13 protein-coding genes and 1 pseudogene are annotated in these 15,036 nt (G+C 57.4%); 1 reads left to right on the forward strand and 13 read right to left on the reverse strand.

Annotated elements, in window-relative coordinates; translation table 11 throughout:
• Positions 1 to 278: 278 nt before the first annotated feature.
• The 13 genes and pseudogenes from BUC08_RS07935 to BUC08_RS07995 all read right to left on the reverse strand — a co-directional run bounded on the left by BUC08_RS07935 (position 279) and on the right by BUC08_RS07995 (position 14,065).
• The gene (locus tag BUC08_RS07935) at positions 279 to 1,418 is read right to left on the reverse strand and encodes a DNA cytosine methyltransferase (protein ID WP_200796203.1); all 1,140 of its coding nucleotides are present in this window, start codon (positions 1,416 to 1,418) and stop codon (positions 279 to 281) included.
• Between the two features lie 582 nt (positions 1,419 to 2,000).
• Positions 2,001 to 3,827, reverse strand: a complete 1,827-nt coding sequence (locus tag BUC08_RS07940) for a TniQ family protein (RefSeq protein ID WP_037931748.1) — start codon at positions 3,825 to 3,827, stop codon at positions 2,001 to 2,003.
• A complete protein-coding gene (locus BUC08_RS07945; RefSeq protein ID WP_037931745.1) occupies positions 3,824 to 4,774 on the reverse strand; it encodes a TniB family NTP-binding protein in 951 nt (316 codons plus the stop codon). Before BUC08_RS07945 ends, BUC08_RS07940 begins: the two co-directional genes overlap by 4 nt.
• Positions 4,774 to 6,945, reverse strand: a complete 2,172-nt coding sequence (locus tag BUC08_RS07950; RefSeq protein WP_143186700.1) for a DDE-type integrase/transposase/recombinase — start codon at positions 6,943 to 6,945, stop codon at positions 4,774 to 4,776. The genes BUC08_RS07945 and BUC08_RS07950 overlap by 1 nt, the downstream gene beginning before the upstream one ends.
• Complete coding sequence (locus BUC08_RS07955) at positions 6,942 to 7,523, reverse strand: PDDEXK family nuclease (RefSeq protein ID WP_143186701.1); 582 nt, start codon at positions 7,521 to 7,523, stop codon at positions 6,942 to 6,944. The genes BUC08_RS07950 and BUC08_RS07955 overlap by 4 nt, the downstream gene beginning before the upstream one ends.
• Before the next feature lie 335 nt (positions 7,524 to 7,858).
• Positions 7,859 to 8,080, reverse strand: coding sequence for a helix-turn-helix domain-containing protein (locus tag BUC08_RS07960; protein WP_037931742.1), 222 nt, complete (start codon positions 8,078 to 8,080; stop codon positions 7,859 to 7,861).
• Between the two features lie 283 nt (positions 8,081 to 8,363).
• A pseudogene (locus BUC08_RS07965) lies at positions 8,364 to 8,558 on the reverse strand (hypothetical protein); the annotation flags it as partial.
• Positions 8,559 to 8,570: 12 nt separating this feature from the next.
• Positions 8,571 to 10,331, reverse strand: a complete 1,761-nt coding sequence (locus BUC08_RS07970) for an ABC-three component system protein (RefSeq protein WP_037931739.1) — start codon at positions 10,329 to 10,331, stop codon at positions 8,571 to 8,573.
• On the reverse strand, positions 10,328 to 10,573 hold the full coding sequence (locus BUC08_RS07975; RefSeq protein WP_037931736.1) for an ABC-three component system middle component 6: 246 nt from the start codon (positions 10,571 to 10,573) through the stop codon (positions 10,328 to 10,330). The genes BUC08_RS07970 and BUC08_RS07975 overlap by 4 nt, the downstream gene beginning before the upstream one ends.
• A complete protein-coding gene (locus BUC08_RS07980) occupies positions 10,570 to 11,481 on the reverse strand; it encodes an ABC-three component system protein (RefSeq protein ID WP_037931734.1) in 912 nt (303 codons plus the stop codon). Before BUC08_RS07980 ends, BUC08_RS07975 begins: the two co-directional genes overlap by 4 nt.
• Before the next feature lie 12 nt (positions 11,482 to 11,493).
• Entirely contained in the window at positions 11,494 to 12,108 is a 615-nt protein-coding gene (locus BUC08_RS07985) for a recombinase family protein (RefSeq protein WP_234973749.1), read from the reverse strand.
• Positions 12,109 to 12,398: 290 nt separating this feature from the next.
• Positions 12,399 to 13,106 (reverse strand): IS6 family transposase, encoded by a 708-nt coding sequence (locus BUC08_RS07990; RefSeq protein WP_037931728.1) that lies wholly within the window; start codon positions 13,104 to 13,106, stop codon positions 12,399 to 12,401.
• Between the two features lie 146 nt (positions 13,107 to 13,252).
• Complete coding sequence (locus tag BUC08_RS07995; RefSeq protein ID WP_037931725.1) at positions 13,253 to 14,065, reverse strand: IclR family transcriptional regulator; 813 nt, start codon at positions 14,063 to 14,065, stop codon at positions 13,253 to 13,255.
• Between the two features lie 179 nt (positions 14,066 to 14,244).
• Here BUC08_RS07995 and BUC08_RS08000 point away from each other — a divergent pair, with 179 nt between their 5' ends.
• Positions 14,245 to 15,012 carry an SDR family NAD(P)-dependent oxidoreductase gene (locus tag BUC08_RS08000; protein WP_037931757.1) on the forward strand — a complete coding sequence of 256 codons (768 nt, stop codon included), beginning with the start codon at positions 14,245 to 14,247 and terminating at the stop codon, positions 15,010 to 15,012.
• Positions 15,013 to 15,036 lie beyond the last annotated feature (24 nt).

The following is a 15,036-nucleotide window of genomic DNA, read 5'->3' on the forward strand; positions in this document are numbered from 1 at the left end:
CAAACATGGGCAACGGCGGGATGACCCCCGCCCAGAAACTGAGAATGGCCGCGTAAATTCTACGACCAAGCCCCCGCAAAAACGGGGGGATTACCCTATGATGAGCAGAGAGAGATATACCATGTTTCGGATGCCAACAACACGGACTACCGCTGGCTCGCAAATCTTAAGTACAAGCGGGCACTTAGAATTGCACAGAATATGAGCCAGGAAATCTCTAGGATCGGCTTCGATGAATTCGAGCCATTTCGCAAAGGTTAGCGCCCCCTGATCTGGGGTCAGCCGTAAGACAACGATTTTGAAATCTGTACCGCATGCCGCCTAATGAACTCTGGCGGCAACGCGTTACCGATCATTAGAGCGACCTTGCCGCGACCTTCAGTGAGGTCAAACTGATAATCAGCAGGAAACGTTTGAAACAACGCGGCTTCGCGAAGGCTTATTGCACGGTCTTCTTCGGGATGAAGATATCGCCCTTTTGATGGATTTCCGCAGCCACCAGTCATCGTTGGCGAAACTTTGTCCCACGACATTCGTCCATAAACATCTCGAAAACCAGTGTTCTTCTTCTTATGGCATTCCAATACCAAATGGTCAGGCAAGGATGTTCTTGAGCCCCCGTCCTTTGGTATATTTCGGATGATCTCCGCAACATGAGCTGCCCTGTTTGGAACATGATCATGCAATGGATCCCCTGCTTCACCAACTGGTGCCAGACGAACAGCTTCGAGGCATTTGCGAACAGTAATAGCTTCTGATTTTTCAGCTTGCTTGACTTGGCCAGTCTTAGAGGCGAGCAGGATCATCCTGTAGCGACGCTGAGGAACACCGTATTCCGCAGCGTCCTCCACCCTTACGTTCTTCCGCCCAACCTTATAGCCGAGAACAGAGATACGTTTTAAGAACGTCTTCATCCGTATATCGTGTGCTAATGCAGGCACATTCTCCATCATGATTGATCGAGGAGAAAGAGCCTCAACTATGCGAAGAAACTCAAACAGAAGATCGTTCCGATCATCTGCGACCGCATTGGACTTTTTTCTGGTTCGGAGCGTGGAGAAGCCCTGGCAAGGTGGGCAACCTGCTAATAAGTCGAGTTCGCCCCGCTTCAAGCCAGTTGCTTTCAAGATCTCAACCGCACCAATTTTGCGTATGTCCTTGTCAAAGCAATGAACATCTGGATGGTTGAGTTTGTAAGTCGCTGCAGGGATTTTTTCGATTTCTATGCCAGCCAGCACGCGAAACCCGGCCTGTTTTAAGCCCAGTGTCAGGCCACCTGCGCCGCTAAACAGGTCGATAGCCGTCAGTGCCTTGCACATGCGCGGTTGTGGCTGACTATGTTGATTTGCTTCTGTACTTTCCTCGCTCAAAGTAATGCCACCTAACGTGCTGATAGAAATGCGCAATTTTTGGAGCAATGATAGCCATTTCTAACGCCCTTCTCAAGGTGCTATCTTCGCGGTTTGGTGGCGACGAGAGAGCCGGCGAGCACAGTATCCAGGAACTGGCTTTCTGCCCCATCTATGGAATTTTTGCGATATGTACTAAAGGTTCGTTTCTCAGTTCGGATTTGGATTGCAAGTCAATCGCAACGGAGGACTTTGTGCCGCCGTTTGTGACCCTCTCTTGGAGGTGTATGGTACGTCAAATTCGGAAGTATCCTCGGCGAAAGGTTCCATGGGGAAGGGCTGCAAAGCGATCAACACGCCGAAAGGCCCGGATCGAAACAGCTTAGATGTTCGTAGGGAAATCAGCACCTGTCTTCGCGACAGAGGCAAATCCTCTGACAAGAAAGGCAGAACTATCTGCCCCTTTTCAAGATGATACGTGCCACGAAGTATCCGATTCAGAAAAACGAATAAACACTGGTTTTCCGATACTGTTCTGGCGGATGTATCACGCAATCCCGACTCTTTGCCAAAAAGGCACCGACTCGTCCGCAACTAGGTCGACGAAAAAGGGCCGACCCGCAGGTCGGCCCCATCCTAAGGATAAATAAATCAGTCTTTCTTGCGACGAAAGTCCGAGCGTTTGTAGATGCGGGAACTTGACGCGATATCGACGCACGGCCGAATGCCGCGTGCCGCCAGATACTGTGCGTAAGGGCCAGGTTCGCGGTCGACGCTTAAGGCCAAGTTGGCGAGTGAAAAATAGTCTGCGCAAAAAGCACGCAACGATTCGACCGTGATGTAGCGTATGCTGTGGTCCGCATATGGAATGTGGATGGACTTCTCGACCAGCTTACCAGCAGCGACCAACTCGGAGATAGTCTTCCGATCAACATGCAGGGTCTTGGCGGCGTCCTTATGCAAAAGCCCCTCCGAGCGCTTCGGCTCGATATGCCTTTTCAACTCGTCGATGGGAACGAGAAGGTCGGTCAACAAGCGTCGCGACGATGGAGGATGCTTCAGCTTCAACGTTTCGTTGCAGCAGTAATGGATCAGGGCTTCGATCGGCAGGCGGAATTGACGGGCCGCATCGAAAAGCGGCAGGTGAGTGTCGGTTCCGAGCGAGCGCATCGCAACCGTGCCGAAAAGCCGATGCTTGAGCTTCCATACGTCGTCCCGCTCGAATCTATAGGTGCCGGTATCCTCGAACGAACGCGTTCCGAGAAAACCAGCCCTCGCCAAACGACCGGCGATGTTGCGATGCACTCCGAACAGCTCGCAGACTTCGTCGAGGTCGTAATCGGTCGCCTCGTCTTTCTTTATTTGTTCCAGAACATCGACGGGGATGTAGTCGAGGAGAACCGGAATAGGTCTACCGGGTTTGACTGAAGCCAACCCACGCTCAACGAGACGATGGCCCAGGCGTGCGCGATTCATATCGATCATTCGCGCCCCGGTCGCGAGTGTGTGACGACGCTGCTCGCCGCATTCCACACCGAGAACCTCCATTCCTTCCGGCACCGGAAACGTGTCGAGGATATACTCACGGACTATATCCTTGATCGGATTGAATGCCGGGTCTTCCTTGTTCCGAAGCCAGTCGAAGAACCCTCCAAAACGTTTGCGGTGCTTGGCCGCCGCTACAGGCTTTGACATACGGATCCTCTCGAGAGCTCCCCGAAACGACGCCGGGCCTTCGCTGAGGATCTGAAAGCCGTAGTGTCCTGCCGAACGGAGCTCCCGCTCGGATAGGTCGTCGAGTTTCGCCTTCGGACCTGACTGGATCAAGCACCCGAGCGCAGTAGAGGTCGCCGCGATGACCCGGTACTCCATTCCGTCGAGGAACGCAGACGTTCGAGCGCCGCGGACCCGGCCTATGAGATAGTTTTCGAGGCCGCGATGCTGGGGCGTGACTCGGTCGCCAAGCCGGGAGAAGGCTCGCAGATCCGCATTTTGGATCGCGAAGTGAAAGTCCAATCTGCCGCACGAGCCCACAGTGTCCGTGACATCGATCAGAAGGCAATTGTGCTCGTGGCACGTGTGGACATCCGCGAGAAGCCATTCGAACCGTTGATATGGGCCGAGTACGGAATCGCGGCGCCGGTCACCGTTGATGCACTTCTGGCAGATGCGAACGCGAAAGCGGGCGAGATCTCTCGACGTCAGGATCGCTTTTCCGTAAGCGAAGCGACCGCCATCGAACGCAACGGGCGTTCGCCGGAGAGACGGATGATCGTGTATACCAGCACCGAGCGCGAGTTCCGCCAATGCTTCCGGATCAGCCCGAAGCATGTCTTCCTGGCGGACGCCGATGTCCTTTCTGAAATCTGAGAGGTCGGCAGCGCCGTTCCGGACCGCGATGCGGGACACGAGCGACATGAATGTCTCATCGTCGTGGCTCGGAACGGAGAGCGGAGACGGGGGCTTGATGTCCGTCATGCGATCCGTCCCTCGTCGGCCAACAGCTCGCGCGGGTCGATCCGACGGAAATTCTGCGCGACGAACGGATTGAGCCCGTCGATGCAGCCCGTCCGCCGCCGAAACGCACCGGCGAAATCCGCGACCGTCAGCGATGCCCCCTGCCTGAGAAATGCTACCTCGATGGCGACGATTGTGATCTCAATGATCAGGCCGAACTCATTGGCGGCAGCATGGACGAGACGGGCTGCGAACTCGTTCGTCCCGATCCCGTCGTCGGCGGATAGAGAGGTCTTGGCGACATACGCGGAAAGCAGGTCGCGGACCTTGCCCAGATCGGAGATCTCGTTAACGGGGTCGAACCGGATCGGCTGAAACCGCCTGCCGAGTTGCGGGTCGAAATTCAGGATGTCCGCAAGCTCGCCGGTCCCAGAGAGAATGAGGCAGACCGGCCAGTCGGGGTCTTGCATTAGGGATTTCAGAAGGTTCACGACGGACTGGCGTTCGCGTTCGGTGCCCCGTGCGGCAAGGTCCTGCGCTTCGTCGAGATGGAGGAAGAGGGTTTGCCGTTCCCGCAGGTGGTGACGAACGAGGTTCCAGACGTACCATGCCTCCCGCCGACCGTTGACGGGATAGCCGAGCCCCCGAAGGATTGTCTGCCCGACGAATTTCACCGTGGCAGGCGAGGGAACGCGCAGGCTGATGATTTCCCAATGGTCGCCGGTGTCTCCGTCTTTCGATGCGTTTCGCAGAAGTCTATCCACGGCGGTGGTCTTGCCGCTTCCCGATGCACCTATGACGGCGATCCCACGCAGCTCGCGGGATCGACCAGCGCGGATGTCGGCCTGCCGCCTGTGTTTGAGGAGCCGGAAAACCTCGTCGAGCTGTCGGAACCGCTCGTGCCGCACGAAGTGGGCCTGAAGGTCGGCGATTTGCTCGCCGACCGATTGCAGAAGAGCCTCGGACATCATTCGTCCTCCAGTGTCCAGGGCGAGTGCCCGTCGGCTTCATGATCGTCTTCGGGCACAGCACTGCCCCCCGATCCGTCGGTGTTCGGACGAACCGGTTTGCCGATCCCGATGTCGAACGAATCGTCCTCGTCCGGTCCCTCTTGACGATTGCGAGAGACGATCAATCTCGATCCGTCGGAACCGCCCTGCTTGGCCTCCGTCGTGATGTTCAGCCCGAGGAACAATTCCCCTTCGAGGCGATGTAGCGCCTCTGCTGACATACGGCTCGGTGTCAATTCCATCCTCAGAAGCGCGTCCCTCTGGATCGTTTCTATCCCGTCGAATGCGCGGCGGATGGAGTCTTCATGGATCGCGGCGTCACGTCGATGCTTCTGGCGCAGCGCTGTACAGGTGTCGATCCACTCGTCCAGAGAACGACCATGAAACCCTTCGGGAACAGCTTCGGCGGCGTGCCATTTCCCGTCGATCCGAACGGTGATCCAGCCCAAGTCCTGCGGATCCATGCGGACATCGACGTTGCTATCGTGACCATGCAGAAATTGATTTCGAACCGCATCGGACGTGTACTCTATCCCTACAACTTTAACGTTGCCGCCAACAATTATACGGTTGTTTGGGATGCCGAATGCGGCCCGCCGGACATGTCCGTCTGGTGGCGGAGTAACGCCGTAGAGATTACTCAGGCGCTTCCAGCAGTGCGCAGGCGTTTCCCCTCCGAGCCCCTCGTGTCCTTGCTGGTGATATATGTCGACGATGTACCTCGTGACGATCCGCGTCAGTTCGTCATCGGCGAGACTGGCGTATCGCTCGGCGTCATAGTCGCCTTTCTCGACGGGGTTTGAATGCGTGCGAGCGTGGAGAAGTGGCATGAGCTTCTGTCCGAAGGTGCGGAATAGGCTCTCGACCATACCCCTGAGCTGCGGCTGACTCGCGGGGCCGTAGATGACGTTTCCGCCCGCCGAGTGGATGGCTGCGCGGAAGGTCTCGTTGTTATTCTCGGGGCCCATGTCGGCGCTGACGACGTTCAGCCCGCCGTGGAAGGGCCACGGATTTTCGCAGCCCATGGCTCGCGCGATATGTGATTTGTCTCGAGTCGCGTCCGCGATGACGGCGACCGAACTCGCTGCCGAGGGTGCGTCGACGATGCGGAACGCGACCACGACACGCGTGGCCTTGTCGATCGCGACCGTGATCCATCGTCGGCCCTTTTCGAGCCGCGCGCGCATCTCGGGGTTTAGCCCTTCCAGGATACCGCTGCGAGCGAACAAGGTGATGAGATCAATCTTCCACGAGTCCGTTTCGAGCACCTCCATCGGGAAGAGCGCTTTGTCGCCGTTTTCACTGATGTTAAACTTTCTGTTGGCGGCAGCGGGGCCGAACCGCTGCGCGTAGGTATGATAGGGATCGAGGCCATCCAGGCGACGACGTATCGTCCGACCGGACATAGGGTCGAGAGCCACTTCTCCGGCGTCCGCGCGGCAACGGTTTTCTTCTTTGAGCCGAAGCATCGTTCTTTCCACGACTTGCGCCTTTGAAGGCCGAAGCGGACATGCGTAATCCTCAATGCTCTTGGCGACGAATGCCTCCGTGGCTAAGCTGAAGCGACGTGCTCGATTGCCGGACCGGTATAACTCGGGAACGAGAGCCATGATTCCGCGCGCGCCGTCGCGATAGCTCCGATACCATTCGAGGAGAGTGGATGGTTTGGGGAGATCGTGAAGTTCGATTTTCGAAGCGGACCGTCTTTTCCGAGCTCCGCGCTGTGCGGCGGTTTCCATTTCGATGATCTGCGGTACGAGATCTGTCATTGCCTGTCGGATCGAGTTCCGGGTCAGAACTAGGGCACCTCGCTTGCGCCGTTCGTCGAGCAGGGTACACCAACGGTGCCGCCAGAGAACTTCGCTCTGCACATCAGCCGGAAGGTCGTTCAAACCCTCGAAATCATTCGAAGATGCGCTCCGGGAAGCCCGATCGTAAAACCCTCGTTGAAGATGGGCCGTTCGTGTGCGGAGAAGGCGCGACATCTCCTCGAACGCGATGGTCTCGGTTATGCCGGGGTTATCGTGTTGGAATACGGTGAGGCTGTGTTCGTCGTGGTCGGCGACCCTGTAAGCCGTGCCGTGTATGAGAAGACGGTCCGTCTCGGCAAATTTCATGCGGATGGTCATTGGACAGACTCCCGGAAAACGACGCTTGCGACCGTGATCGGAGAGCGGCGATCGGCACGAAGGTGTCCGACGTAAATCGCACGGAACACCGCGCGGAACATGCGCCCACCCATGTCGCTTTCGTTGATCAGGTCCGACACCGAGAGTTGGCCGTCCGCCCGCCGGAGACGTTCGGTCAGCCACGCATCCGCCTCCGGGTCGGTATCGCGCGCGAAATGAAGGTATCGGGCGGCATTCGTCGCCTCGGTGCGGTCGATGTCGTCATCGGTGACGAGCCTTACCTCGTCGGCCACGCGGCGAGGTAGCGCAGCCTCAACGTCTACGAGTTCCTCGAAGAACCGCCGCCGATCCGATAGCTTCTTTGGTTTGACGGCGATAGCAATACGGCGACCCGTTAGGTACGTGGCCATGAAATCGAACGTATGCCACCGGCGGACGCCATCGTTTCCGTGATACTCGACGCGTGGATACTGCTCCCGCAAATCATGAAGACCGGGTTGCGCAAGCAGGATCGAACGTGTCCGGTCCTCCAGCCTGCTTTCGCAGTCGACCGTGACCAATCCGTCAACGCTCGGCATTGAGCACGCAGACGACGTGCGACAACTACCACGCGACCGGAAGGATATCTTGCGAAGGCCTCTCGAAGGGTGAGGGGGACGGAATGTGTGTGTTTGTTGGTTCATTTCTTAATCGGACACACCTCACCCGATGCCGTGCGTAGCGCGCGACTGACCGGGGGAGGCGGTCCCCTTTCATCTCATTTGAACACGACTTCCGAGGGCGGTCAGTCGCCACCGGACTTGACTTTTCTGCCGTGTGAGGGAAGATGAAGCTATCGGGTACCAATCGATACGACATCAGGACTCTGGCAGGCTATGCTTGTTGGAGTTCTCTTGTTTTTGGGCTGTCTATTTCATCCGTTTTCCTCCTTGTATCGTTCGGGGAAAAGGGCCTCAGCGGTCGTGCCGAGCCGCTCCGCGATCGCCCGCTGAATGGGATCTGACTTGCGATGCCCTTGGCTGACGATCGTCACCGTACTCTGATCCTTGCCGATATCACGGGCGATTTGCGTGATCGAAGTGCCACATTCGCGGAGCCGACGCTTGATTTCCTTGTGGCGGTTCTGATCGAGCATTTTGCGGTCCTCCATGTGGAAGATACCAAATATGGACCATACCCACGACTACATCGAATCACGTCCGTAGCACTTAGGTCAATAACTATTCGACGATGAGTGCGAGGTAAGTGTTTGACAACATTATAGGATCTGGCATTCCTTATAAGAATGACGGCAAATTCTTTGGTGGCTATGAGAGTTTCAATGTCCGGCAGGAACCCGCCGGATCTCGAGCCGCAATGCCTCGTCACGCCGGGCACGATCCGACAACCGGGCTGGACCAGCCCGCTTCGCCAAATGTTCATATTACGTGGGCGGGGCGATCGGCAGGACAGTGCAGTTCGGCTCGACCCCAGCGGTCATAGCGGGTCGCGACGCGCCTCCAATCCATGAGCTTCCCGAACAGGATCTCGATCCGGTTGCGGCGCTTGTAATGGCGTTTGTCATATCTGAATGGCGTCTTGCGTTGCTTTCGGCCGGGGATACAAGCGCGTATCTACGATCTTCTTTAACCGAACCGGACACCAAACAGCCCGCCGGTCTCAATTTCGTCGGTCAGACGAGTCGGATTGATGAAGCTCTGCACATCGAAGTCCCCGCGAAACCCGTCTTCAGGCACTGCGTCAGAGTTCATGGTGACGAGATACTGGAAACCGACATTGGCCGCATGGTCACCACCGAGTTGCAAGGCCTTGGCGACCTGACGTTCATCCACGCCATCGAACAGATGGCTGTCATGGATCAGAAAGCCTGGGCCGATGCCCCGCCGGGTCGCCAGTTCGGCCAGCATCAAATCGAAGCAGAAAATCTGCATGTTCGTGATGCCCTTGCTTCGCTGCGCGTCGATCTTCACCTCGAACGTTGGTCCGTTCGGTGTCGCTGCGATGGTCAGGTTTCCGGCCTGTTCATAGAGGGCCTGCGACAGTTTCTCAAAGATGACGATGGCTTCGTTCACAATAGCGCTGCGCTCGTGAAGGTCATTCTGTAATGCCTGACGAAGGCGGGCGCGCTCGATCTCCAGCTGGACCTTGGTGCTTTCGATCCGCTCGGCGATCTCAAGCTGCTGGCGAAGCCCTTCGACATTGGCCTCGGCTCGGCCCGCCTCTTCCTGGAGCTTCGCGTAATGCTCCAGAGCGCCGCCGGATTGCAGGATGCCCATGAGTTGCGCCCGTCGCCGATCAAAGTCGATACGTTCGGCAACCCGCACGGAAATTCGCTCTTCGGCAGCTGCGATCTCAGCCGAAAGATGGGCTTGACGGTTCCGAACGATGGCTTCATGGAACTGCGAGACTTCCTCGAACCGCCGACCGACCGTGCCCGGCAGGACGACGCCCGCCTCACTGTAGAGCTTTGCGATATTGTCGGCCGCAGGCGGTCGCTCATCCGCCAGGGCGGATGTGAGTTGCAGGATCAACTCGCGGTCGATCAGGTTGTCGTCGTTGACGGCGGAGATGGTCCGGGTGATCTCCGAAGCTTCCTGCTCCATCGCCGCGTATTCAGGGACTACGTTGAACGTAGCGAGCTGCTGCTGGAGCTGTCGCGCCTTTGTCTCGGCGATGGCAAGGCGCGTACGAAAATCAGCGGCGTTGCCGTAGAACTTGCCTAGGTTGCCCTGCTTTGCAGCCTTACGAAGTTCGGCCATAGCCTTTTCCTGCGCGCGGATCTCCTGAAATTCTTGGGAAATGCCGGAGTCGAGACCGAGAAGGTAAGATACCGCGACTTGCTGATCCCAATTCTGCTGCTGACCCGATTGCTGGGTCGGCTGAATGAAACCCCCGCTGTTCTGGCGGCGGGCAAAATACGAGAAGAGGGACCGGAAGGTCGCTCCGAAGCGGCTTTGAGCATCAGGGTCCACAGGAAGGCCGAACATCAGAGCCCCTAGATCAGATTTCCAGTGGTCGTTGGACAGAATAAGGTCGCCGGTCTTGGCTTCCAAGGTGGGTTCGATCGGCCAATGGGACGTCTCGCCCTGTATGCGGATGCGAGAAGGCTTTGCGCCAGATCGTGCTGCCGAAATCACATGCCCGCCCATGTCGATCTGCATCTCGAACGTGGATGCGACCAGCTCGTCCGTCCTGAAAATACTGTCCGGCTTGGCGTTGCCGCCGAACAGAAAGTGGATCAGTTCTACGAAGCTGGTCTTCCCAGCTCCGTTGCGAGATTGGCGATCCGTTGCGTCAGCACTCTTCTCGGCAAGCAGGATATTCAATCCAGGTGTAAACGTCAGCCCCTTGAAACCATCAAGGTCGCTCGAAATCGTATGGATCATGGTGCCGTCTTCCGCAGCACGCCACTGTCAAAATCAACGGCCTTCACGATGAACAGAAGGTCGAGCGCCAAGATGAACCAATCGTATGTGATCGCGGACGGCTCCGACGTCTCGCCACGCCGTTTGCGAAGCTCGTCCCAGACACGGGAGACGGTCATCGGCTCGCGCAGACACCCTAGAACCTCGGCCCCAATTGTCAGAAGTGCGCGTTCCGGTCTTATGTGTTTGGTCGGCAGGATCATATTCCCACATCCCCCTCCGCGTGATCCTCGAATATATCGCACCGCTCGAAGAAGTAGGACATGACCGCGAGCACAGCTGCCTGATGCGGAGGCGTCCCGTCCATACCACCGGCGAAAGTTTGCAGCTCGGAGAATATCTGGTCAGACGTCAGGTCTTCCGCCTTCAATGCCTGATACCGCTCGCGGAACCCCTGGGCAATCTCCTCGCCAAAGCTCGGATCGGGCCAGTCGTTGAAAAACTGCTCGACCAGCGGCTCACGACGGCGGCCTTGGCGCAGCAGCTCGGCGGCATCAGACGCGAGTTTGTTCGCGTCCAGCTTCGACGCCGAAGGCGCAGACAGGGGCGGATTGTCGTCTGGGGATAGCTTCTGGATCAGGGATACGACTGGGCGCAGGGCTGCGTAGTCCAATTGAGCCATCGTGCGCTGTGAAGGCACCGATCCGAACAGGTCTTCGAGCTGCGAGACAGAAAGTGCCATGACGATTGCGAACAGCTCCGGATACCCGGTCTGGTCGAGGCTGACATCCGGGTTCGCGGTGCCGAGGTCCACCAGCTTCTGTGTCGCGTCTGCGGGCAGGCCATCATCCTCGTTGTGAACGAACGACCAGCGTTCCATTCGGCCGCCCCAATGAGCAACTGCGCCGTTGAAGTCCTCGTCCATCTTGGTGAGCATATTAGCCAGCTTCATGGCAGACGGAGCGTAGCACTGGAAAACAGTCTTGTCGCTGACACGGTAGCCATCGCATTTCAGGTCGCCGCGATTTCCATAAGGCCGCACGGCTTGAAAATCGCCGGGGGAGGCGTGCCCCATGATCCTTGAAAACAGATCCTCAAACGCCTTTCCCTTTTGCCTGAGAAAAGCGTTCTCGAACTTCAGCCCGTAGAAAGCGCGTTGAAGGCTATCCATATTTGATCCGCCTCACGCCGATGCGCCAAGCGCGCGTTGGATGGTGCTGCGGTGTACGCCAAGGATTTCCGCCATGCCGGTGACGGTTTCCCGCTTCGCGGAGATTGCCGCTTTCGCGTGTGCGATCTGCGCGGGCGTGAGGGCAGGGGGGCGGCCAAGTCGCTTTCCGCGCTTCTTAGCAGACCGCAGGCCCGCTCTGGTCCGCTCCTGGATCAGGTCGCGCTCAAACTCGGCAAGTGCGCCCATGATGTGGAACACCAGACGGCCACCTGCGGTCGTCGTGTCGATCCCGTCTGTCAAGCTGCGGAACTCGATACCACGGTCCTCAAAAAGCTTCAGAAGATGGATCAAGTCTGCAATGGATCGGCCTACACGGTCCAGCTTCCAGACCACCAGAAGGTCTCCGGAGCCTAGAAGCTTGAGCGCCTCGGAAAATCCCTCGCGGGTCTCGGCTGCTTTCGCGCCGCTCTGCGCATGGTCGGTAACGATCCGGTCGCAGCCAGCTTCGGTCAGCGCCTCGATCTGTAGATCAAGGTTCTGTTCCTCTGTGGACACACGTGCGTAACCGACTTTCATGGATTCTTTTTGCACGAGGTTTTTGCGACGGTCCAGCACCAATTGGATCAATGACTTGGCGTAAGATGACGAACTGCCGCGAAAAGGGTCGTTTTAGCGGCAAAAAAGACTGATCACCAAATTGCTAGAACCGCGCTGATTTTGCCAGGAGGGTTTGACTGAGAGCAAGCGGTTCTCGCTGGCACACGAGTCTAGATTGGTCGAATCCGAGCTTATCTCACGTCAGGGTGATCAAATATACAATCGCCCAAAAGGAGTGGCGCAACCCATAAAAGTGGCTCAGGACGGGACTGTTGCATTAATTGGGTACGGCGAATGCCGGGTACTGTGGGTTTGCCGGATCATGCGGCCGCGAACAGTTGGTTGATGAACTTGATTTCGCCCTGAACGCCAGATTGTTTTTGATAGATGTGGCCGCGTTTGATTGTTCTGATCGTCTCGATCCCGCTCAGGGTTGCTTTGGCTGATCGCAGGGACCGAAAGCTCTGACGATATCCGAGCAGCCGCTTCATAGCTGCATGGTCGCTCTCGATCAGATTGTTGCGCCACTTCTTGTCGATGTGCCGGATGCTGTCAAAATGTGGATCATAGTGTTGATTGATCTCGTGGATCACTCGTCGATATGAGTGGGCCTTGTCCGTTACGATCGTGACCGGTCTATGGAATCTGACACGCTCAATCGCTTTGTTCAGAAAGGCTTTGGCCGCTTTCGCATCCCGCCGGGCAGTCAGGCGGAAGTCGACCATCTGACCGTTAGCATCCACGGCCCGCCACAGATAACGCCATTTGCCGCCGACCCGTATATACGTTTCGTCGACGTGCCAGTCCAGGCTGGCGCGGCGCAGGTGCTTCTCCGTTCGCTTCGTGATCTCGGGGCCAAACTTGTTCACCCATCGAAACACAGTTGACCGATCAACCGTGATCCCACGCTCAGCCATCAAATCCACAACATCCTGATAGGACAGCGGATACCGCAAGTACCACCGTACCGCGCAAAGGATGATGTCACGTGGAAAACGGTGGTGCTTGAACGGGGATCTACGCGGCATGCTCAACCTCAAAAGCCCAAAGTTGGCCGAGGCCTGCGATTAATGCAACAGTCCCCTGTCAGTGAAGGTAACACTTCTCAGCGCAGCACACCGGAACCACTCGCTCTTGTGATCTGTGCATGTCGCCTCGGTCTTTTCCTGGTGACCTACACCTTATGGCCGAACGCAGATGAGACCTTTCCGGCGGTCCGTGACACAATGCGGGCCAGGGTGCCGTCAGGGCTGGCGTCTACTCTTTCTGTGCGGCCGAAGACCGTCAGCGCCATGCAAAGACGCCCCGTCACGTCAAAAATTGGCGCGCTGACTGCACCGAACCCGTCACCGCCGCCGTTGTTCATTACAGCATAGCCCTGTCCACGCGTCTCGGCGATCATTTCTGCCAGTATGCTGCGATCCTTCGGTGCGTGGGTTCGGCCGACATTGCGGTTCTGCTCCAACTCGCGCTCGATCACGACATCGGTGCGCGCGGTATCTTCGAAGCTGGCAAACAGAAGGCCGGTGGCCGAAAAGGTCAGCGGGCAATGGTGTGTGGGTGCAATGGTCGTCGCGAAATCATGCCTCGCCTCGATCACCCGGATCATGGTCGGCCCCTTTTCGGTCCAGACTGCCAATGCGGCAGTTTCACCGACCATCTCGACCATGTCGCGCAACATCTGTTCGGCCACCTTGAGCGGTTCAAACCGGGCAAAGCCCTTGATGCCAAGCTGGAAGGCTGTCGGCCCAAGGTCGTATTTCGACGTTTCCTTCGACTGAAGAGCCAATCCGATTCGGATCAGGCTGACCAGATAACGGTGAGCTTTGGCCGAGGGCATCTCAACCAGAGCCGCAACTTCGGCCAGCTTCAAGGGGCCATCGGCCTGAATCAGCGCATCCAGAATTATACCGGCCACTTCAACGGATTGAACACCGCTTTGGGTCGACCGGAGCATCGTTTTCTCGCCGCTTGCTGTCCCGTCCATGTTTTGTCGCTCCCCTCAGGTCCGACCGTTCAACAATTATAAATGATCCTTGACATGAAACCAACCCGTAAGCAATGTTACGCTTGACAAAATACATTACGAATAACGTAATATTTATTCATCAGTGGAAGGTCGTGTCTTGCAAGCTTGCGACACGACGCAAGGGGGGGATGACAATGATGATCGAAAGTTTGACCGTTTTGCTGGATGGTGATGTCGCGGTCATTACCGGTGCCGCCCAAGGCAACGGGGCGGCGATTGCACGGGGGCTTGCGGCTGCGGGGGCTGCGGTCCTGCTGTGCGACATGAACGAGGCAGGTGCAAAGGCCGAGGCCGAAGAGATTAGGCAACAAGGCGGACGCGCCGAAGGCTTTGCGCTGGACGTGACGGATCGTACGGCCTGCACCGCCTTTGCGGACCGGGCGAAAGCTGTGTTCGGCAATGTCTCAATACTTGTGAACAACGCGGGCATCACCCGGCGCACCGCACCAGGTGATGCCGACTTTCTTGATCATCTCGACGCCCAAGTCGCTGTTAACTTGAACGGCACCGCAAATATGGTTGTGGCGCTGCTGCCCCAGATCAAGGCCACCCGTGGCCGCATCGTCAACTTGGGTTCCATTGCCTCGTTCGTAGGTTATCGGAATTCGGCCAGCTATGCCGCGTCCAAAGGTGGCGTGATCCAATTGACCAAGGCTTTGGCCTGCGATCTTGCCACCGATGGTGTGCGCGTCAACGGCATTGCTCCCGGCGTCATCGCGACCCCTATGACCGAAGGTACCCGAGCCAATCCCGAAGCGATGGCGCGTTTCATGTCCCATACCCCTATGGGACGTGTGGGCGAACCCGACGAGTTGGTCGGACCTGTGCTGTTTCTGGCATCAAGGCTGTCCAGCTACGTGACCGGCACCATGCTGCCTGTGGACGGCGGCTATCTGGCGAACTGAACTGCCTTCTATTCCTGCATCAGA

This window comes from Pseudosulfitobacter pseudonitzschiae (genome assembly GCF_900129395.1).
GTDB classification, from domain to species: domain Bacteria; phylum Pseudomonadota; class Alphaproteobacteria; order Rhodobacterales; family Rhodobacteraceae; genus Pseudosulfitobacter; species Pseudosulfitobacter pseudonitzschiae.